Origin of the sequence: Bacillus massiliigorillae, from assembly GCF_000380245.2 — a bacterium.
In the GTDB taxonomy this organism is placed as follows: Bacteria; Bacillota; Bacilli; order Bacillales; family DSM-1321; genus Bacillus_AD; species Bacillus_AD massiliigorillae.
This window is the reverse complement of the sequence record NZ_HG428749.1, coordinates 40,920-61,133: the sequence shown is the minus strand read 5'-3', so window position 1 is coordinate 61,133 and position 20,214 is coordinate 40,920. Positions and strand designations below refer to the sequence as shown.

Annotated in this window: 23 protein-coding genes and 2 other annotated features; all 23 genes read left to right on the top strand. The window is 37.3% G+C overall.

Features of this window, described 5'->3' with window-relative positions; all coding sequences use genetic code 11:
* The first annotated feature begins 257 nt into the window (after positions 1-257).
* The 23 genes from TX86_RS25210 to rplL all read left to right on the top strand — a co-directional run bounded on the left by TX86_RS25210 (position 258) and on the right by rplL (position 20,164).
* Complete coding sequence (locus TX86_RS25210) at positions 258-719, top strand: CtsR family transcriptional regulator (RefSeq protein WP_042353228.1); 462 nt, start codon at positions 258-260, stop codon at positions 717-719.
* A 22-nt stretch (positions 720-741) separates the two neighbouring features.
* Positions 742-1,296: a protein-arginine kinase activator protein McsA gene (gene mcsA / locus TX86_RS25205; protein WP_042353226.1), complete on the top strand. Its 555-nt coding sequence runs from the start codon at positions 742-744 to the stop codon at positions 1,294-1,296.
* On the top strand, positions 1,293-2,360 hold the full coding sequence (gene mcsB, locus TX86_RS25200) for a protein-arginine kinase McsB (RefSeq protein WP_042353224.1): 1,068 nt from the start codon (positions 1,293-1,295) through the stop codon (positions 2,358-2,360). Before mcsA ends, mcsB begins: the two co-directional genes overlap by 4 nt.
* Before the next feature lie 13 nt (positions 2,361-2,373).
* The gene (clpC, locus tag TX86_RS25195; protein WP_042353223.1) at positions 2,374-4,818 is read left to right on the top strand and encodes an ATP-dependent protease ATP-binding subunit ClpC; all 2,445 of its coding nucleotides are present in this window, start codon (positions 2,374-2,376) and stop codon (positions 4,816-4,818) included.
* 218 nt (positions 4,819-5,036) lie between these two features.
* Positions 5,037-6,419 carry a DNA repair protein RadA gene (gene radA / locus TX86_RS25190; RefSeq protein WP_042353221.1) on the top strand — a complete coding sequence of 461 codons (1,383 nt, stop codon included), beginning with the start codon at positions 5,037-5,039 and terminating at the stop codon, positions 6,417-6,419.
* Between the two features lie 2 nt (positions 6,420-6,421).
* Positions 6,422-7,492 (top strand): DNA integrity scanning diadenylate cyclase DisA, encoded by a 1,071-nt coding sequence (gene disA, locus TX86_RS25185; RefSeq protein WP_042353220.1) that lies wholly within the window; start codon positions 6,422-6,424, stop codon positions 7,490-7,492.
* Positions 7,493-7,679: 187 nt separating this feature from the next.
* Positions 7,680-8,774, top strand: coding sequence for a PIN/TRAM domain-containing protein (locus TX86_RS25180; protein WP_042353219.1), 1,095 nt, complete (start codon positions 7,680-7,682; stop codon positions 8,772-8,774).
* Between the two features lie 25 nt (positions 8,775-8,799).
* Complete coding sequence (ispD, locus tag TX86_RS25175; RefSeq protein ID WP_042353217.1) at positions 8,800-9,504, top strand: 2-C-methyl-D-erythritol 4-phosphate cytidylyltransferase; 705 nt, start codon at positions 8,800-8,802, stop codon at positions 9,502-9,504.
* Between the two features lie 2 nt (positions 9,505-9,506).
* Positions 9,507-9,983, top strand: a complete 477-nt coding sequence (gene ispF, locus TX86_RS25170) for a 2-C-methyl-D-erythritol 2,4-cyclodiphosphate synthase (protein ID WP_042353214.1) — start codon at positions 9,507-9,509, stop codon at positions 9,981-9,983.
* Between the two features lie 91 nt (positions 9,984-10,074).
* Entirely contained in the window at positions 10,075-11,532 is a 1,458-nt protein-coding gene (gene gltX / locus TX86_RS25165; protein ID WP_042353213.1) for a glutamate--tRNA ligase, read from the top strand.
* Positions 11,533-11,573: 41 nt separating this feature from the next.
* Positions 11,574-11,810: a binding site (T-box leader), on the top strand.
* Positions 11,811-11,863: 53 nt separating this feature from the next.
* Complete coding sequence (gene cysE / locus TX86_RS25160; RefSeq protein WP_042353212.1) at positions 11,864-12,532, top strand: serine O-acetyltransferase; 669 nt, start codon at positions 11,864-11,866, stop codon at positions 12,530-12,532.
* On the top strand, positions 12,513-13,913 hold the full coding sequence (gene cysS / locus TX86_RS25155) for a cysteine--tRNA ligase (protein ID WP_042353211.1): 1,401 nt from the start codon (positions 12,513-12,515) through the stop codon (positions 13,911-13,913). The genes cysE and cysS overlap by 20 nt, the downstream gene beginning before the upstream one ends.
* Positions 13,914-13,975: 62 nt before the next feature.
* On the top strand, positions 13,976-14,335 hold the full coding sequence (locus tag TX86_RS25150; protein WP_230203721.1) for a Mini-ribonuclease 3: 360 nt from the start codon (positions 13,976-13,978) through the stop codon (positions 14,333-14,335).
* Positions 14,336-14,344: 9 nt separating this feature from the next.
* Entirely contained in the window at positions 14,345-15,088 is a 744-nt protein-coding gene (gene rlmB / locus TX86_RS25145) for a 23S rRNA (guanosine(2251)-2'-O)-methyltransferase RlmB (protein WP_042353206.1), read from the top strand.
* Positions 15,089-15,091: 3 nt separating this feature from the next.
* Positions 15,092-15,604 (top strand): NYN domain-containing protein, encoded by a 513-nt coding sequence (locus TX86_RS25140; protein ID WP_042353204.1) that lies wholly within the window; start codon positions 15,092-15,094, stop codon positions 15,602-15,604.
* A 44-nt stretch (positions 15,605-15,648) separates the two neighbouring features.
* Positions 15,649-16,323 carry an RNA polymerase sporulation sigma factor SigH gene (gene sigH, locus TX86_RS25135; protein WP_042353203.1) on the top strand — a complete coding sequence of 225 codons (675 nt, stop codon included), beginning with the start codon at positions 15,649-15,651 and terminating at the stop codon, positions 16,321-16,323.
* 131 nt (positions 16,324-16,454) lie between these two features.
* Positions 16,455-16,604: a 50S ribosomal protein L33 gene (gene rpmG, locus TX86_RS26520; RefSeq protein WP_081707838.1), complete on the top strand. Its 150-nt coding sequence runs from the start codon at positions 16,455-16,457 to the stop codon at positions 16,602-16,604.
* 38 nt (positions 16,605-16,642) lie between these two features.
* Entirely contained in the window at positions 16,643-16,825 is a 183-nt protein-coding gene (gene secE / locus TX86_RS25130) for a preprotein translocase subunit SecE (protein ID WP_042353201.1), read from the top strand.
* Positions 16,826-17,039: 214 nt separating this feature from the next.
* Entirely contained in the window at positions 17,040-17,573 is a 534-nt protein-coding gene (gene nusG / locus TX86_RS25125; protein WP_042353199.1) for a transcription termination/antitermination protein NusG, read from the top strand.
* Positions 17,574-17,751: 178 nt separating this feature from the next.
* Positions 17,752-18,177 (top strand): 50S ribosomal protein L11, encoded by a 426-nt coding sequence (gene rplK / locus TX86_RS25120; protein WP_026089433.1) that lies wholly within the window; start codon positions 17,752-17,754, stop codon positions 18,175-18,177.
* Between the two features lie 114 nt (positions 18,178-18,291).
* On the top strand, positions 18,292-18,981 hold the full coding sequence (gene rplA / locus TX86_RS25115) for a 50S ribosomal protein L1 (protein WP_042353198.1): 690 nt from the start codon (positions 18,292-18,294) through the stop codon (positions 18,979-18,981).
* 61 nt (positions 18,982-19,042) lie between these two features.
* Positions 19,043-19,195: a sequence feature (ribosomal protein L10 leader region), on the top strand.
* Positions 19,196-19,237: 42 nt separating this feature from the next.
* On the top strand, positions 19,238-19,738 hold the full coding sequence (rplJ, locus tag TX86_RS25110) for a 50S ribosomal protein L10 (RefSeq protein ID WP_042353196.1): 501 nt from the start codon (positions 19,238-19,240) through the stop codon (positions 19,736-19,738).
* Between the two features lie 60 nt (positions 19,739-19,798).
* Positions 19,799-20,164, top strand: coding sequence for a 50S ribosomal protein L7/L12 (rplL, locus tag TX86_RS25105; RefSeq protein WP_042353195.1), 366 nt, complete (start codon positions 19,799-19,801; stop codon positions 20,162-20,164).
* Positions 20,165-20,214: the final 50 nt, after the last annotated feature.

Below are 20,214 nucleotides of genomic sequence, written 5' to 3'. Positions count from 1 at the left end.
TGGAAATATATCTATAATATCGTATAATTTACAATTACAACCAGTGAAATCGTAATAAACCATTTCTTTTTAATAAAAATTGGAAAAAGAGTATAAATAAATATAAAAATTGGCGAATATAGAAGGGTACGACAAGGCACCCGAGTTGCACAACGGTGTTTTTTCTCATATAATTATAGTCAAATATAGTCAAAGTCAGAAACCGAATAGTCAACATCATCTTAGAATATACAGAAAGTCGGATTGGAGGAGGGCAGATGAAAAACATATCTGACATAATTGAAAACTATTTGAAGCAAGTTCTTAATCAAAGTGAGAAGGAAATCGTCATTATAAAGCGAAGTGAAATAGCAGACAAGTTTCAATGTGTTCCTTCACAAATCAATTATGTTATAAATACCCGTTTTACAACTGAAAAAGGATATGTTGTTGAAAGTAAGCGAGGTGGTGGTGGTTATATACGTATTGCCAAAGTAAGATTGTATGACCATGCTCATGTAATCGATCAGCTACTTCATCTTATTGATGATAAACTGCCTCAACAAATGGCTGAAAACATGATTGTTCGATTAGTCGAAGAAGAAATTATTACTAGTCGTGAAGCAAAGCTTATGCTAAGTGTAATAGATCGATCAGTAATAATGATTGATTTACCATTCCGTGATGAACTTAGAGCGCGGATGATGAAAGCGATGCTTACGAGTTTAAGATATCAGTAATTGTTATAAAGAGGTGATTCGGATGATTTGCCAGGAGTGCAAACAAAAACCGGCTACTCTTCATTTTACAAAGATTATTAATGGGGAAAAAACAGAAGTTCATTTATGTGAAAAATGCTCCCAAGGGAAAAGCGACATACTCATGATTGATGCTGGTTCTAACTTTTCTATTAGTAGCATATTGGCCGGTCTATTAAATATTGATCAAGGTTTTACATCAACACAGCAAAATCCTTTCGTAAATGGAAATGATATTCGCTGTGATCATTGTCATTTGAGTTATTCACAGTTTGCACGCGTTGGTAAATTTGGATGTTCTTCATGCTACGATTCATTTAGTAAGCAACTAGAGCCAATTTTAAAGCGACTTCATGGTGGAAATTCAACACATACTGGTAAAATACCGAAAAGAATTGGTGGCAACATCTCGCTTCGAAAAAAAATTAATGACCTGAAACAAGAGTTGCAGATGAGTATCTTACAAGAGGAATTTGAAAATGCAGCTGAAATAAGAGATGAAATTCGTTCCCTTGAGAAAGAAGCGAAGAGCTCCGAAGAAAGGAGTGATTTGCTTTGAGTTTGCAAAACTTCTTGAATCAGGCACTAAGTTCTTGGATGAGCGAAGAAGGACCTGAATCAGACATTGTTTTAAGTAGTCGAATTCGATTAGCTAGAAATTTAAAGAATTATACATTTCCTCCTATGCTTGAGAGAGATGAAGCTTCAGAAATCATTGAGATTTTTGAAGGAAAATTGGAACATTTGAAGAATGAAAAACATATGGAAACTCTTATCATGGCAAATATGAATCCATTAGAGAAATTAATGCTCGTTGAAAAGCATTTAATTAGTCCATATTTAGCTGAGAATTCACATTATGGTGTGAGCCTACTTTCTCAAGATGAAAAAATTAGCATCATGATTAATGAGGAAGATCATTTGCGAATTCAATGCATTTTATCAGGTTTACAATTATCTGAAGCACTAGAAATGGCTAATGGTATTGATGACGTTATTGAAGAGCAAGTTGATTATGCCTTTGATGAGAAACGAGGATATTTAACAAGTTGTCCTACGAATGTAGGCACAGGCTTGAGAGCCTCCGTAATGATGCATTTACCAGGACTCATTCTTACCCAACGAATGAGTCGAATTATACCAGCTATTAACCAATTAGGTTTAGTTGTTAGAGGAATTTACGGTGAGGGAAGCGAAGCTTTAGGCAATATCTTTCAAATATCGAATCAAATCACATTGGGTAAATCGGAAAGTGACATAGTAGAAGATTTAAAGAGCGTTGTACAGCAGTTGATAACACAAGAAAGATTGGCTAGAGAAGCATTAGTCAAATCCTCAAACATACAATTAGAAGATAGAGTATTTAGGTCGCTAGGTATTCTTTCAACCGCTCGAATTATGGAATCAAAAGAAGCAGCTAAATGTTTGTCCGATGTTAGATTGGGTATAGATTTAGGGTATATAAAAGATATCTCTAAAACCATTCTTAATGAACTTATGATTTTAACTCAGCCGGGTTTTCTACAACAGTATGCAGGCGGAGTTCTAAGACCACAAGAGAGAGATTATCGCCGAGCAGCTTTTATTAGAGACCGTTTGAATATGGAAACACATAAAGAGTGAGGAGGAAATACTTATGATGTTTGGAAGGTTTACTGAGAGAGCCCAAAAGGTTTTAGCATTAGCACAAGAAGAGGCAATTCGATTAGGTCATAACAATATTGGAACTGAGCATATCCTACTTGGACTTGTTCGTGAAGGTGATGGTATTGCAGCGAAAGCTTTATATGCACTTGGCTTAGGTGCTGATAAAATCCAGAAGGAAGTTGAAACATTAATTGGTCGTGGACCAGATGCGAAGCAAACGATTCACTATACTCCTAGAGCAAAAAAAGTCATTGAACTTTCAATGGATGAAGCAAGAAAGTTAGGACACTCTTATGTAGGTACAGAGCACATCCTTTTAGGATTAATTCGTGAAGGAGAAGGAGTAGCTGCAAGAGTGTTGAATAACTTAGGAGTGAGCTTGAATAAGGCTCGTCAACAAGTGTTACAACTTTTGGGTAGTAATGAATCAGCAGGTCATCAAGGTAATACTTCTGCAACAGCTAGTACTCCTACTTTAGATAGTTTAGCACGCGATCTTACAGTGATTGCCCGTGAAGGTAGTCTTGATCCAGTTATTGGTCGAGGTAAAGAAATTCAACGTGTTATTGAAGTGTTAAGTCGTCGTACAAAAAATAACCCTGTTCTTATCGGAGAGCCAGGTGTAGGTAAAACGGCGATTGCAGAAGGTTTGGCACAACAAATTGTAAATAATGAAGTACCAGAGATTTTACGTGATAAGCGTGTTATGACACTGGATATGGGAACGGTTGTTGCTGGTACGAAATATCGTGGTGAATTCGAAGACCGTTTGAAGAAAGTAATGGATGAGATTCGTCAGGCAGGTAACATTATTCTATTCATTGATGAGCTGCACACACTTATTGGTGCAGGTGGAGCAGAGGGTGCAATTGATGCATCTAATATTCTTAAGCCATCATTAGCGCGTGGTGAGCTTCAATGTATTGGTGCAACAACACTTGATGAATACCGTAAGTATATCGAGAAAGATGCAGCACTTGAGCGACGTTTCCAACCAATTCAGGTGGATGAGCCATCTGTAGAAGAATCAATTCAAATTCTACAAGGACTACGTGATCGCTATGAAGCACATCATAGAGTATCTATTACAGATGATGCCATTGAAGCAGCTGTTAAACTTTCAGATCGTTATATTTCAGATCGCTTCTTACCAGATAAAGCGATTGATTTAATAGATGAGGCGGGTTCTAAAGTTCGTCTTCGTTCATATACGACTCCTCCAAATCTGAAGGAGTTAGAATTGAAGCTTGAAGAAGTACGCAAGGAGAAAGATGCAGCCGTTCAAAGCCAAGAGTTTGAAAAGGCGGCTTCATTACGTGATACAGAGCAACGACTACGAGAAAAATTAGAAGATACTAAGAAAATCTGGAAAGAGCAACAAGGTAAGGAAAACAGTGAGGTAACAGTGGATGATATCGCAACAGTTGTATCTAACTGGACTGGTGTTCCTGTTACGAGACTCGCACAAACAGAATCTGAAAAGCTTCTAAATATGGAAAACATCCTTCATAAACGTGTAATTGGGCAGGATGAAGCTGTTATAGCAGTAGCAAAAGCAGTACGTCGTGCACGAGCAGGCTTGAAAGATCCAAAACGTCCTGTGGGCTCATTTATCTTCTTAGGACCAACAGGTGTAGGTAAAACAGAGCTTGCTAGAGCGTTAGCTGAGTCAATTTTTGGTGATGAAGATGCCATGATTCGTGTAGATATGTCTGAGTACATGGAGAAACACTCAACTTCTCGTTTAGTTGGTTCACCTCCAGGATATGTAGGATACGATGAAGGTGGTCAATTAACAGAGAAAGTACGCAGAAAACCATATTCAGTTGTATTACTAGATGAAATTGAAAAGGCACATCCAGATGTGTTTAACATTCTTCTACAAGTACTTGAAGATGGTAGATTAACGGATTCTAAAGGACGTACAGTAGATTTTAGAAATACCATCCTTATAATGACATCCAACGTAGGTGCTTCAGCACTACAAAAAAATAAATATGTTGGTTTTAACATTCAAGATGAGGGCCAAGATTACAAAGATATGAAGGGCAAAGTAATGGAAGAGCTGAAAAAAGCATTCCGTCCTGAATTCCTAAACCGTATCGATGAAATGATTGTTTTCCACTCTTTAGAGAAGAAGCATTTAGAAGAAATTGTTCAATTAATGACAAAACAGCTTGTTACTCGTTTAAAAGAACAAGATATTCACGTAGAGTTATCTGATGCAGCTATAGCTAAAATTGCGCAAGAAGGATATGATCCAGAGTATGGTGCTCGTCCGATTCGCCGAGCTATTCAGAAACACGTAGAAGATCAGCTTTCTGAAGAGTTACTAAAAGGTAATGTTCATAAAGGTCAACGTGTGAAAATTGATATGGAAAACGGTGAATTTGTAGTAAAGCCTGTAGAAGAAGTAGCTTCAACGAGTAAATAACCTATCAAAACGCACAGAGCTTTATAAGCCCTGTGCGTTTTTTAATCTTTTTGTAAGAAAACCTTAATCTTTTTTTAAGAAAACTTTTCTATAATAGTTTTAGGCGTATATTATGGAGGTATCGACGCCTTCCTGAAATAAAAAAAGTATGTTTAAGAAAATATTATAAAAACGACATGAATATAAAATAGATTTAATAAAATAAAGGGGGTATTTCATTGGCGAAAAAGAAATCAAAATTCATGTGTCAATCTTGCGGATATGAATCCCCTAAATGGATGGGACGATGTCCAGGGTGTGGGGAATGGAATAAGATGGTTGAGGAAGTTGAAATCGTCAAGCCTCAGCGAAAAGGAGCCTTTACTCATACCCTTGATTCCAGTGGAACACGTGTGAAAGCAGCACCGATTACTAGCATTCAAACCGATCAGGAATCTAGGATGCTTACGGATTTGAAGGAATTAAACCGAGCTTTAGGTGGGGGCATTGTCAATGGTTCACTTGTATTAATTGGGGGCGATCCGGGGATTGGAAAGTCTACATTGTTATTGCAAGTATCGGCACAAATGGCTCAAAAGCAAAAAAAGGTTTTATATGTATCAGGTGAAGAATCTGTTAAGCAAACAAAGCTTCGAGCAGATCGATTAGGAACAGTTAGTGATCACTTATATGTTTTCTCTGAAACAGATATGGATTTCATTGAGCAGGCAATTAATGAAGTGGAACCCAACTTAGTTATTATCGATTCCATTCAAACTGTGTTTCAATCGGAAGTCACATCGGCTCCAGGAAGTGTCTCGCAAGTTAGAGAGTGTACAGCTTCCCTTATGAGAATTGCTAAGACAAAAGGCATTGCTATATTTATAGTAGGACATGTTACAAAAGAAGGTAACATTGCCGGTCCAAGACTATTAGAACATATGGTCGATACCGTTCTCTACTTTGAGGGTGAGCGACATCATACATACCGAATTGTGCGAGCTGTCAAAAATCGTTTCGGATCAACCAATGAAATGGGTATATTCGAAATGAAAGAGCATGGACTTGATGAAGTAGAAAATCCTTCTGAGATTTTTCTAGAAGAGCGTTCTCAAGGAGCGGCTGGTTCAACGGTTGTGGCATCTATGGAAGGAACAAGACCTGTTCTTGTTGAAATACAAGCACTTATTTCACCAACAAGTTTTGGGAATCCTAGAAGAATGGCAACAGGTGTCGATCATAATCGCGTACCGTTGCTGATGGCGGTATTAGAAAAACGTGTAGGATTACTTCTCCAAAATCAGGATGCATATTTAAAGGTAGCAGGTGGAGTTAAATTAGATGAACCAGCTATTGATTTAGCGATTGCTGTTAGCATTGCCTCAAGCTTTCGAGACAAACCAACAAGACAAACGGACTGTATTATTGGAGAAGTTGGTTTAACGGGTGAAGTTCGGAGGGTATCAAGAATAGAGCAGCGAGTACAAGAAGCAGCGAAATTAGGCTTTGAAAGAGTTATTCTCCCTGAAAACAACATTGGAGGTTGGAATCCTCCAAAAGGAATTGAAATAGTAGGTGTTTCTACTGTATCTGAAGCGTTAAAGCATGCATTAGGAGGATAAATATGAGTGAAAAGAAAGCTGAGAAAACAAAATCAGAAATATTGCAGCTTGTGGCTCCTGGTACCCCTTTACGCGATGGCATTGATAATGTTCTCAGAGCAAATACAGGCGGATTAATTGTAGTAGGATTTAATGATAAAGTGAAGGAAATCGTGGATGGTGGTTTCAAAATTGGCTGCCCTTGTACGCCTAGTTCGTTATATGAATTGGCTAAAATGGATGGTGCCATTATCTTGAATGAGGCTGGAGATAAAATATTATTAGCTAATGCACAGCTCGTACCCGATTCGTCTATTCCATCCAGAGAAACAGGGATGAGGCATCGTACAGCAGAGCGAGTAGCTAAAGAAACGAAATCGTTGGTGATTGCTATCTCACAGCGTAGGACCATTATTACTGTGTATCAAGGCAGCTTTCGTTATTCGTTAAAAGATATAGCTGTTATTTTGACAAAGGCAAATCAGGCTGTTCAAACCCTAGAGAAATATAAAGCAGTGTTGCAACAAAGTATTAGCGGTTTAGGGCTTTTAGAATTTGAAGCTTTTGTCACATATGCGGATCTTCTACGGGTACTTCATCGGTATGTTATGTTTATCCGGATTAAGAATGAATTATTGTCATATTTAACTGAGCTTGGTGTAGAGGGAAGGTTAATTCGCTTACAGATGAATGAAATCATTTCTTCACTAGAAGAAGAAGGCGAATTAATTGTGAAGGATTATTTATGTCCCCAAAGTGCGGACGCTAAGGACGCTTTACTTAAACTTAAAGAACTATCCTATCAACAATTTTTAGAAGATAGTACGATTCTGAAAGTGCTTGGGTATAATGGGTACGTTCCACTTGATGAGATGATTACGCCAAGAGGATACCGCATACTTCATAAAATCCCGAGACTTCCGGCACTTATTATTGATAACTTAGTACAATCCTTTGCCGATTTTAATGCCATTATGAACGCTACAGTTGAAGAACTGGATGATGTTGAAGGAATTGGGGAAGTTAGAGCGAAGAAGATTAAAGAAGGCTTGCGTTTGATAAGAAACTATATGCAGGCGGAAAGATCGATGTAATAGATTATATGAGTATACGTAATATATAATAGTTCATTTCAAAAAAACAATCTAAACTTTACGAAAAAGTGAAACTTTTTCGGTGTGAAAAACGTACTAATTGGAAGGTATGTCTATTATTAAAAACTGTTGAAGTCAGGTTTTAAAAAAAATAAATTGTTTATAATGTATAAGGGAGGTGAAAAGGATGTTAAAACGTATTATACAAGCATGTTTATTAATTATTGGAGGTACTTTAGGAATGATTTTGATTCCTAAAATATTAATTCTGATAAATGCTGATGATATTAATTATATTAACAATCCTTATGTAACAGCTATTTTAGGTGCAATCATATTTTATCTTATAACTTTTTGGTCAGTAGATTATGTGTTGAATTTCATTAAGTGGATGGAAGAACTGCTTGTTAAAGCACCAATAACCGATATTATTTTTGGTACAATTGGTTTAGTTATAGGACTATTAGTAGCTTTCTTAGTCGGTTTTGCATTATCGTCCATAAATTTACCGGTTGTTAATACAGTAGCTCCAATCTTGATTACTTTGTTGTTCGGATATTTAGGTTTTCAAGTAGGGACGAAGAAGCGGGATGAATTGATTGGCCTGATCAGAAGTGGTAATAAGAAGAAGAGTCAAGAAGTTGAGGAAGATAAATCTCAAGATGCGATGAAATCTACTTATAAGATTCTAGATACAAGTGTTATTATCGATGGTAGAATAGCGGATATTTGCCAAACAGGTTTTGTTGAAGGTACTTTGGTTATTCCTCAATTTGTGCTAGAAGAATTGCAACATATCGCTGATTCATCTGATGCGTTAAAACGTAATCGTGGACGAAGAGGTTTAGATATATTGAATCGTATTCAAAAAGAATTAGCTGTTAATGTAGAGTTCTACGAAGGTGATTTTGAAGATATTCAAGAAGTAGATAGCAAACTAGTAAAGCTTGCAAAAGTGATGCAAGGTATTCTTGTAACGAACGATTTTAATTTAAATAAAGTATGTGAGTTTCAGAACGTACCTGTATTGAATATCAATGATTTAGCAAATGCGATTAAGCCGGTTGTCATTCCTGGTGAAGAAATGAATGTACTAGTTATTAAAGATGGTAAAGAGCAAAATCAAGGTGTTGCGTATTTAGATGATGGTACAATGATTGTAGTAGAAGAAGGTCGAGACTACATCGGTAAACAAATTGACGTAATTGTAACAAGCGTATTACAAACATCAGCAGGACGCATGATTTTCGCAAAGCCAAAATTATTAGAAAAAGCTTTATAGCAAAAAGACGGGGGAATAATTGAATATGTTCTATGAAGTCATTATACTAGCCGCTGGACAAGGCAAAAGAATGAAAGCAGGGAGAAATAAAATATTTCTAGAACTTGCGAATGAGCCTATCATTGTTCAGACGATAAAGGTATTTGATCAAGATCCATATTGTAAGCATATTATTCTTCCTATAAACCCGCAGGAACAACAACTTTTTGAAGACTTAATTAAACAATATCAATTTCAAAAAAACATTCAATTAGTAGCTGGCGGAAAAGAACGGCAGAACAGTGTATATAACGGCTTGAAGTATGTATCAGAAACAGACACGAATATCGTTCTTGTTCATGATGGAGCTCGTCCGTTTGTGAAAAGAGAGTTAATCTACAAATTGGTAGAGAGTGCGAAAGAACAAGGAAGTGCAATCCCAGGAGTACCTGTGAAAGATACAATCAAGAGAGTAAAAGACGGACAAGTGATAGACACTGTGGAACGATCAAGCTTGTGGGCGGTGCATACGCCACAAGCTTTTCGTGTTTCTGTCTTGAAAAAAGCCCATGAAGCAGCTGAAGGAATTGGCTTTCTTGGAACAGACGATGCCAGTCTTGTAGAAGAAGTTGGAGATGTGGTTTATATGGTAGAAGATGATTATGATAATATAAAAATTACAACACCAGAAGACTTATATATTGCTGAAATGATTTTTAGCAAGTTAAGATATAACGGAAAAGGAGAATGAATATGTTTCGAATTGGACAAGGCTTCGATGTACATCAATTAGTAGAGGGAAGACCTTTAATTATCGGAGGCATTACCATTCCGTATGAAAAAGGGTTGCTAGGACATTCAGATGCTGATGTATTATTACATACAGTAGCAGATGCTGCTTTAGGCGCTATTGGCGAAGGTGATATTGGTAAGCATTTCCCGGATACAGACCCAGAGTTCGAAGGAGCGGATTCCGCCAAATTACTGCAACATGTTTGGGTGTTAGTAAAGGAAAAAGGCTATGAACTTGGCAATGTTGATTGCACGATTATTGCACAAAAGCCAAAGATGCTGCCGCATATTGAAGCGATGAGAAGTCGTATTGCTGAGCTTTTAGAAGCACCTGTTGATTTGGTAAATGTAAAAGCAACAACAACTGAAAAACTAGGGTTTACTGGTAGAGGCGAAGGAATTGCCGCTCAAGTAGCTATTCTAATAAAGAAAAAATAAGTAAGTACGCTTTTTTCCATAGTTCTACAGTGGTAAAATGGAGAAATACGTGTACAGAACAACTGTAACAAAAAGCTTAGGAGGCGTAGAAATGAGCAAAGACATCAGAGTTCGTTATGCTCCAAGTCCTACGGGCCATTTACATATTGGTAATGCTCGTACGGCACTATTTAATTATTTATTTGCACGTCACAACAATGGGAAGTTTATTATTCGTATAGAGGATACGGATCAGAAGCGAAATATTGCAGGTGGCGAAGAAAGTCAATTAAAATATTTGAAATGGTTAGGTATGGATTGGGATGAGAGTGTGGATAAGCCAGGTGAATACGGTCCATATCGCCAATCTGAACGTAATGATATTTATAAAGTCTACTATACAGAATTGCTTGAGAAAGGCTTAGCGTATAAATGCTATTGTACGGAAGAAGAATTAGTAGCAGAACGCGAAGCTCAATCTGAAAGTGGCGCAATGCCGATTTATTCCGGGAAATGTCGTCATCTAACTGATGAAGATCGTGAGAAGCTAGAGGCAGAAGGTAGACAACCAAGCATTCGTTTCGCAGTACCTGCTGATACGGTTTTCACTTTCAATGATATGGTTAAAGGTGAAGTATCTTTTGAATCAGAAGGTATTAGTGATTTAGTTATTGTGAAGAAAGACGGAACACCTACGTATAACTTCGCAGTAGCAATCGATGATCATTTAATGGAGATTTCACACGTATTACGTGGAGATGACCATATTTCGAATACACCGAAACAAATCATGATTTATGAAGCGTTAGGATGGGAACCACCAGTATTCGGACATATGACGTTAATCGTAAATGAAAGCCGTCGTAAATTGAGTAAGCGCGATGAGTCAATTATTCAATTTATCGAACAGTATGCGGATTTAGGCTATTTACCAGAAGCTATTTTTAACTTCATCGCATTACTTGGATGGGCACCAGGTGGAGAAGAAGAAATCTTCACGAAGGAGCAATTCATTGAAATTTTTGATGAGAAGCGATTATCTAAATCACCTGCTTTATTCGATACGAATAAATTAACTTGGATGAACAATCAATACTTAAAGAACTTAGATGTAGAACGCTTAACAGAATTAGCTTTACCACACTTAATTAAAGCTGGTAAAATTTCTGAGCCGTTAACAGAAGAGAAACAAAAGTGGGTACATGATTTAATGGCACTTTACCAAGAGAAAATGAGCTTTGGAGCGGAAATTGTTGAACTTTCTGAAGTCATCTTCAAGGATGAGATGGACATTGAAGAGGATGGTAAAGAAGTACTTGCAGAAGAACAAGTACCTGAAGTACTACGTGCATTTGTAGAAGAACTTGATACACTTGAAGCGTTTGAAGCGGGTGCTATTAAAGCAGCAATGAAAGCTGTTCAAAAGAAAACAGGACAAAAAGGTAAGAAGTTATTTATGCCGATTCGTGTTGCTACAACAGGTCAAACACATGGTCCTGACCTTCCACAAGCCATTGCATTAATTGGCAAAGAAAAAATAAAAAATCGTCTTTTAAGTATTTTAGATTAACAAAGTGTCAAAAATATAATATAGTAATAATTAATTATGAATATTTTGCGTAGATGGAGAGAAGTAAAGAAAAGATGCTTTTTAGAGAGAACCACCACCGGCTGAAAGTGGTTTAAGCTACTCGTTTCTTGAAATGCACTCTGGAGTCTTATACCGAACAGGGATCTAAGTAGGTATAGGCGGCCTCATACCGTTATTATGATGAGTTGGGAAGAGAATGACATAGTGCCATATCAATTCCAAACAGAGTGGAACCGCGCTAATTATGCGTCTCTGTCAGTAGACAGAGGCGCTTTTTTGTATTGCATCAAAGGGGTTTGGGGGGATTCACTTGTTTAAAGTGCTGAAAGAAGATATTGAAGTTGTTTTTGATCAAGATCCAGCAGCAAGAAGCTACCTAGAAGTTATTTTAACCTATGCAGGTCTACATGCGATTTGGGCACACCGACTTGCACATATGTTTTACAGAAATAAAATTTATTTCTTAGCTCGTGTTATTTCACAAATTAGTCGTTTCTTTACCGGGATAGAAATCCATCCAGGGGCAAAAATCGGTCGTAGGTTCTTTATAGACCATGGGATGGGAATCGTAATTGGAGAAACATGTGAAATCGGTGATAATGTTACGATATTCCAAGGTGTAACACTAGGCGGTACAGGGAAAGAAAAAGGAAAGCGACACCCAACAATAGAAGATAATGTTCTGATTGCTACAGGTGCCAAAGTGTTAGGTTCTATTACAGTCGGGGAGAATTCTAAAATCGGTGCTGGCTCAGTAGTGCTGAAAGAAGTTCCGGCAAACTCAACTGTAGTAGGTATTCCAGGGAAGGTCGTTATCCAAGATGGTGTTCGCTTGAAGCGAGATTTAAATCATGGGGATTTACCAGATCCAACAGGAAATCGTTTTAAGAAATTGGAGCAAGAACTAGCTACAATGAAAGAAGAATTAGAAAGTCTGCGTACTGAAAGGAGCAAGGAGCATGACTATCAAAATTTATAATACATTAACTAGGCAGAAGGAAACGTTTCAGCCCTTAGAAGAAGGTAAGGTGAAGATGTATGTGTGCGGTCCTACCGTATACAACTTCATTCATATTGGAAATGCTCGTCCGCCTATTGTATTTGATACGGTTCGTAAGTATTTACAATTCCGTGGTTATGATGTGAACTATGTATCGAATTTCACGGATGTTGACGATAAATTGATTCGTGTGGCAAACGAGTTGGGTACTGATGTACCAACTGTTGCTCAACGTTTTATTGATGCCTACTTTGAAGATGTTCAAGCGTTAGGTTGCAACAAAGCAGATGTTCATCCACGTGTAATGGATAATATGGATATCATCATTGAGTTTGTTCAAGCACTAATCGATAAAGGCTATGCTTATGAATCAGAAGGTGATGTATACTACCGTACTCGTCAGTTTGATGGATATGGAAAACTGTCGCATCAATCAATTGATGATTTACGTGCAGGAGCTAGAATTGAAGTAGGTGAGAAGAAACAAGATCCTCTAGATTTTGCTTTATGGAAAGCGGCAAAAGAAGGAGAGATTTCATGGGATAGTCCTTGGGGTAAAGGACGTCCGGGATGGCATATTGAATGCTCGGCAATGGCGAAGAAGTATTTAGGTGAAACAATCGATATTCATGCAGGTGGGCAAGATTTATCATTCCCTCACCATGAGAATGAAATTGCTCAGTCAGAAGCACTGTCAGGTAAGACATTTGCGAAATACTGGATGCATAATGGTTATATAAATATTGATAACGAAAAAATGTCTAAATCACTTGGAAACTTCGTGTTAGTTCATGATATTATCAAGCGTCATGATCCACAGGTACTTCGTTTCTTCATGTTATCGGTTCATTATCGTAATCCGATTAACTATAGTGATGAGTTATTAAATAATGCGAAAGCGGCATTAGAGCGTTTGAAAACGTCTTATCATAACCTGAAGCATCGTGAAGATATGGCTACGAACATTAGTGACAACAATGCAGAATGGTTACAAAAAATCCAAGATATTCATAACCAATTTATCGTGGATATGGATGATGATTTCAATACAGCCAATGCGATTTCTTTATTATTCGAGCTTTCTAAGCAAGCGAATTATTATTTGATGGAACAACATACGCATACGGATGTTATTACAGCTTTCACTGAAGAATTCGAGCAGTTATTCCAAGTGCTTGGTTTATCATTGCAACAAGAAGAAGAACTTCTAGATGAAGATATCGAAAAGTTAATTGAAGAGCGTATTCAAGCTCGTAAAGATCGTAATTTCCAAAGATCAGATGAAATTCGTGATCAGTTAAAAGCGATGAATATTATCTTAGAAGATACTCCTCAAGGAACGAGATGGAAAAGAGGATAAGCGTGAATAATGAATACAACGAAATAAAACCTATAGAACTAAATAGTTTGGCTTTGGCTTATATGGGAGATGCTGTATATGAAAAATATATACGGCATCACCTACTTCTTAAAGGAGCAGTCAAGCCTAATCTATTGCATCGAGAAGCAACTCGCTTTGTTTCGGCTAAGGCGCAGAATCAATTCATACATTTTCTATTAGATGAAGGGATATTATCTGAAGAAGAACAAGGGGTTGTAAGAAGAGGACGAAATGCCAAATCGGGGAGTGTTCCAAAGAATACAGATGTACAAACATACCGATATTCAACGGCTTTTGAAGCATTGATTGGTTATTTATATTTAAGTAATTGTATAGAGCGGATGGAAGAAATTATTAGAATGGGGATCAACTTCACAGAAGAGAAGAAAGAATTGAGGTGAGAACGCTTCATGAGTGAAGAATTCATTATTGGTAGAAACCCAGTATTAGAGGCGTTAAAGTCAGAAAGAGATATTAATAAAATCTGGATTGCTGAAGGATCACAAAAAGGGTCCATGGGACAAGTGATTAACTTGGCGAAAGAAAAGAATGTGCTTACGCAAATTGTTCCTAAAAAGAAAATTGATGCGATGGTGGATGGTATTCACCAAGGTGTTGTAGCTGCAGTTGCAGCTTACCAATACGCAGAATTAGATGATTTATTTGCACTTGCAGAAAAGAGAAATGAAGCGCCTTTCTTTTTAATTTTAGATGAAATTGAAGACCCTCATAATTTAGGTTCGATTATGAGAACAGCGGACGCGACAGGTGCACATGGCATCATTATTCCAAAACGCCGAGCGGTTGGTTTAACAGCAACAGTAGCGAAAGCATCGACAGGAGCCATTGAGTATATTCCAGTAGCACGTGTGACGAATCTGGCACGAACAATTGAGGAGCTACAGAAACGTGGGCTTTGGATTGTTGGAACGGATGCGAAAGGTAGCGATGATTATCGTACGCTAGATGGAGCTATGTCTATTGGTGTCATCATTGGTAGTGAAGGACGAGGCATGAGCCGAATTCTACGAGAAAAATGTGATTTCCTTGTTCATATGCCGATGGTTGGCAAGGTAACATCCTTAAATGCTTCGGTAGCAGCTAGTCTTCTGATGTATGAAGTGTATCGAAAACGTAATCCCTTGGGGCAGTAAGTTATGAGAAATATCCTATTAGTAGACGGCTACAATATTATAGGCGCCTGGCCGGAGCTTAAAGTATTAAAAGATCGAGATCTTTCAGCAGCACGTGATCGACTAATAGAAATTCTAGCAGAGTATAAAGCGTATACTGGTTATCAAGTAATTGTTGTTTTTGATGCCTATTTTGTTCAAGGCTTAGAAAGAAAATATAAAAATTACAACATTGACGTGATTTATACAAAAGAGAATGAGACAGCAGATGAACGAATTGAAAAACTTGCGATTGAATTGAGTAACATTCAAACGCAAGTTCATGTTGCTACTTCGGATTTTACTGAGCAATGGGCGATATTCGGACAGGGGGCATTGCGAAAGTCAGCACGTGAACTTTTACATGAAAGTAAATATGTCTCTCGGGAAGTAGAGAAAAAGGTGAAAATACAGTCAAAAGCAAAGCCGACTTCTAAGATTCCACTAACAAAAGAAGTAGAGGAAAAATTTGAAAAATGGCGCAGAGGACAATTTTGACATATTGACGTCGAAAAAATCACTACTGTATAATAATTCTAACTATGTGTGGGGCGGGGGGTTTAGGATTGGTTGCTGAATACGGACATAAAATAAGCGAAAAGTATTTACATCATGATGATGACATACTGGTAGAGCTTGTTCACAAAGGGGAAAGTGAAGCTTTAGATTATTTGATTCATAAGTATCGTAATTTTGTACGAGCGAAAGCGCGTACATACTTTCTTATTGGTGCAGATAAAGAGGATATTGTTCAAGAAGGAATGATTGGTCTTTATAAGGCCATAAGGGATTTTAAAGGCGATAAGCTGACATCATTTAAAGCTTTTGCTGAAATATGTATTACAAGACAGATTATAACCGCAATTAAAACGGCAACACGCCAAAAACATATTCCGTTAAATTCGTATGTTTCTTTGGACAAGCCTATCTATGACGAAGAATCCGATCGAACGCTTTTAGATGTAATATCAGGGGCAAAAATATTAAACCCAGAAGAGTTAATTATTAATCAAGAAGAATTTGATGATATTGAGTTGAAGATGGCAGAACTGCTAAGTGATTTAGAACGAAAAGTATTGGCACTCTATTTGGATGGTCAATCTTATCAAGAAATTTCAGAAGAGTTAAACCGTCATGTCAAATCCATCGATAACGCACTTCAAAGAGTGAAACGTAAACTTGAACGCTATTTAGAAGTTCGCGAGATTTCTCTTTAAAGTCCTTCCGAATTAATAGTGATATATAACCTTCCATAAATTCCTATATATTACTTCATCCCGTTGACATTATAATATAGTCATGATAAGGTTTTAGGGACATATTTTTAAACTTAAGCAGGTGTTTATATATGAGAACCAAAGTGATTCTCGCTTGTAAAGATTGTGGTTCCAGAAATTACTCTACTGAAAGTAGCAAAATTTCTAAAACAGAGCGTCTTGAAATAAAGAAGTTTTGCAAAACTTGTAACGCTCACACACTTCATAAAGAAACAAAATAAATCATTTCGACGCACTCATTTATGTGGAGGTTAGGAACATGCAACGCTTGACCGATTTTTTTCGTGGCGTAATCCGCGAGATGAAAAAAGTAAGCTGGCCAAAGAGGAAAGAGCTTGCTAGCTATACACTTATAGTTCTTAGTACAGTAGTATTTATGTCATTATTCTTTACTGTAGTTGACTTAGGTATTTCTGAACTTATTCGTCTAGTAACGAAGTAACTCAGAGGTAATTTGTTACCGGTATTGAATAAGTTATTCGTAAAATAGTCATAATAGTGATAGAATAAGATGTATAAAAAAGCCCGGTAAACGGGTTTTTTAATTTGGGAAAAATAAACAATCGATTGATGATTTGTTATATGAGTTTTAATATTTTTAAGCCTAATTAGATGAATTTAAGGCAGGGAGGGAAGGACGTAACGTCCTGAATTAAATGGAAAAGAATTGGTATGTTGTACACACTTATTCTGGTTATGAGAATAAAGTAAAAGCAAACTTGGAAAAACGTGTAGAATCTATGGGAATGCAAGATAAGATTTTCCGAGTGGTAGTTCCTGAAGAGGAAGAAACAGAGATCAAAAACGGTAAGAAAAAAGTAGTGAAGAAGAAAGTTTTCCCTGGTTATGTTCTTGTAGAAATCATCATGACAGATGATTCTTGGTATGTTGTTCGTAATACACCAGGTGTAACTGGTTTCGTTGGATCAGCAGGTTCAGGTTCAAAGCCAACTCCACTTTTACCTGAAGAAGTAGTAGCACTACTGAAACAAATGGGTATGGATGAGAAACGCTTTGAAACAGATTATGAACTTGGTGAAACAGTGACAATTAAAGAAGGTCCATTTGCTTCATACTCAGGTACAATTGAAGAGCTTGATGGAGATAAGGCAAAACTGAAAGTTTTAGTTAATATGTTCGGTCGTGACACGAAGGTAGAACTAGATTTTAACCAAGTCGAAAAATTATAATGAGAAAAAAACTTGCTATCTAGCTATAGAAATGATAAAATTTCCTAGGTCAGTATGTCTCAATGATTAGAGACCTGAACAATTGTTTAGTTCTTTATTTCAATAATATAAAGAATATATGAGTGGGAGGGGAACGAGCCCCTATTACCACATCACGGACTTTAAGGAGGTGTGTCTCGTGGCTAAAAAAGTTATCAAGATTGTAAAACTTCAGATTCCTGCAGCTAAAGCTAATCCAGCTCCACCAGTTGGTCCAGCACTAGGTCAAGCAGGTGTTAACATCATGGGTTTCTGTAAAGAGTTCAACGCTCGTACTGCAGAACAAGCTGGTCTTATCATTCCTGTAGAAATTACGGTTTTCGAAGACCGTTCATTTACATTCATTACGAAAACTCCACCTGCTGCTGTTTTACTTAAAAAAGCGGCTGGAATTGAGTCTGGTTCTGGTGAACCAAATCGTAAAAAAGTTGCAACAGTTAAACGCGACAAGGTGCGTGAGATTGCTGAAACTAAAATGCCTGACCTAAACGCTGCAAACGTTGAGTCTGCAATGCGCATGGTTGAAGGTACTGCACGTAGCATGGGTATTGTCATCGAAGACTAATCCTTTGTGAAATAGTTAAACGTTTCTACGGGGTTGCGGATTTCATATGGTTATTCGCAACCTTTTTCGTGGGAGGCTTATACCGTTAAAACCACATTATTAGGAGGATTTAAAATGGCTAAAAAAAGTAAGAAATATGCAGAAGCTGTAAAGCTTGTTGATAAAACAAAAGCTTATACTGCTGTTGAAGCTATCGAATTAGTAAAGAAAACAAACTTTACTAAGTTTGACGCAACAGTTGAGGTTGCTTTCCGTCTTGGAGTAGATCCTAAGAAAGCTGACCAACAAATTCGTGGAGCTTTAGTTCTTCCGAATGGAACTGGTAAAACTCAACGCGTATTAGTATTCGCTAAAGGTGAGAAAGCTAAAGAAGCTGAAGCTGCTGGTGCTGACTACGTAGGCGATACAGACTACATCGCTCAAATCCAAAAAGGTTGGTTTGAATTTGATGTAATCGTTGCTACACCTGACATGATGGGTGAAGTTGGTAAACTTGGTCGTGTATTAGGACCTAAAGGTTTAATGCCAAACCCTAAAACAGGAACTGTTACTTTCGATGTAACTAAAGCTGTTAACGAAATCAAAGCTGGTAAAGTTGAATACCGTGTTGATAAAGCTGGTAACATCCATGTTCCAATCGGTAAAGTTTCTTTCGAAGACAACAAATTAGTTGAAAACTTTGCTGCAATCAACGAAACTTTATTAAAAGTTAAACCTGCGGCTGCAAAAGGTACTTACATGAAAAATGTAACTGTAACTTCTACAATGGGCCCTGGAATTAAAGTAGATCCTTCTACTTTCTAATCAACGAAAAAATGCATTTGACATTCATAGGATGAATGTTATATAATCATTTTTGTTGAAAAAATGAATAACATTTGTACCGTAGACAGTAGGTGTTCTATTTAGAACTTAATATCCTGCCGAGGTAATTTCGATATATATAGTCATTTGACTGTGTTCTGGAATTTACTACCCTCATGTCTCGTTTAAGATTTGAGGGTTTTCTTTTTAACCGGTATAAATGTATTTTTAAGCAAATATACAGGAGGTGTAAACCATGAGCAGTGCTATTGAAGCAAAAAAACAGATCGTATCAGAAATCGCCGACAAGATGAAAGCGAGTAAATCAACAATCGTTGTTGACTACCGTGGACTAAATGTTGCTGAAGTTACTGAACTTCGTAAACAACTTCGTGAGGCTGGAGTAGAATTCAAAGTCTACAAAAACTCACTTACACGTCTTGCTGCTGATTCAGTTGAGCTATCTGCATTAAACGAAGCTCTTACTGGTCCAAATGCAATCGCATTTTCAAACGAAGATGTAGTTGCACCTGCGAAAATCCTTAACGATTTCGCTAAAAAACACGAGGCTTTAGAAATTAAAGCAGGTGTTATCGAAGGTAACGTTGCTACTCAAGAAGAAGTTAAAGCTCTTGCTGAACTTCCATCACGTGAAGGTCTTCTTTCTATGTTGCTTAGCGTACTTCAAGCACCAATTCGTAATCTTGCTCTTGCAACTAAAGCAGTTGCAGATCAAAAAGAAGAACAAGGCGCGTAATTACTACGTTGCATTTGAATATGTTTGACCATGAAAATTACTATTAGGAGGAACAATATAATGACTAAAGAACAAATCATCGAAGCAGTTAAAAATATGACTGTTTTAGAACTAAATGACCTTGTAAAAGCGATCGAAGAAGAGTTTGGCGTAACAGCTGCTGCACCAGTAGCAATGATGGGCGGAGCTGCAGGCGGAGACGCTGCTGCTGAAAAAACTGAATTTGACGTTGTTCTAGCATCTGCTGGCGACCAAAAAATCAAAGTTATCAAGGTTGTACGTGAAGTTACAGGTCTTGGACTTAAAGAAGCAAAAGAAATCGTTGATAACGCTCCAAAAGCACTTAAAGAAGGCGTTTCTAAAGAAGAAGCTGAAGAACTTAAAGCTAAACTTGAAGAAGTTGGAGCAAACGTTGAAGTTAAGTAATATTGCTTAAAAAAAGCTCGCTGGATTCAGCGAGCTTTTTTTGCCTTAAG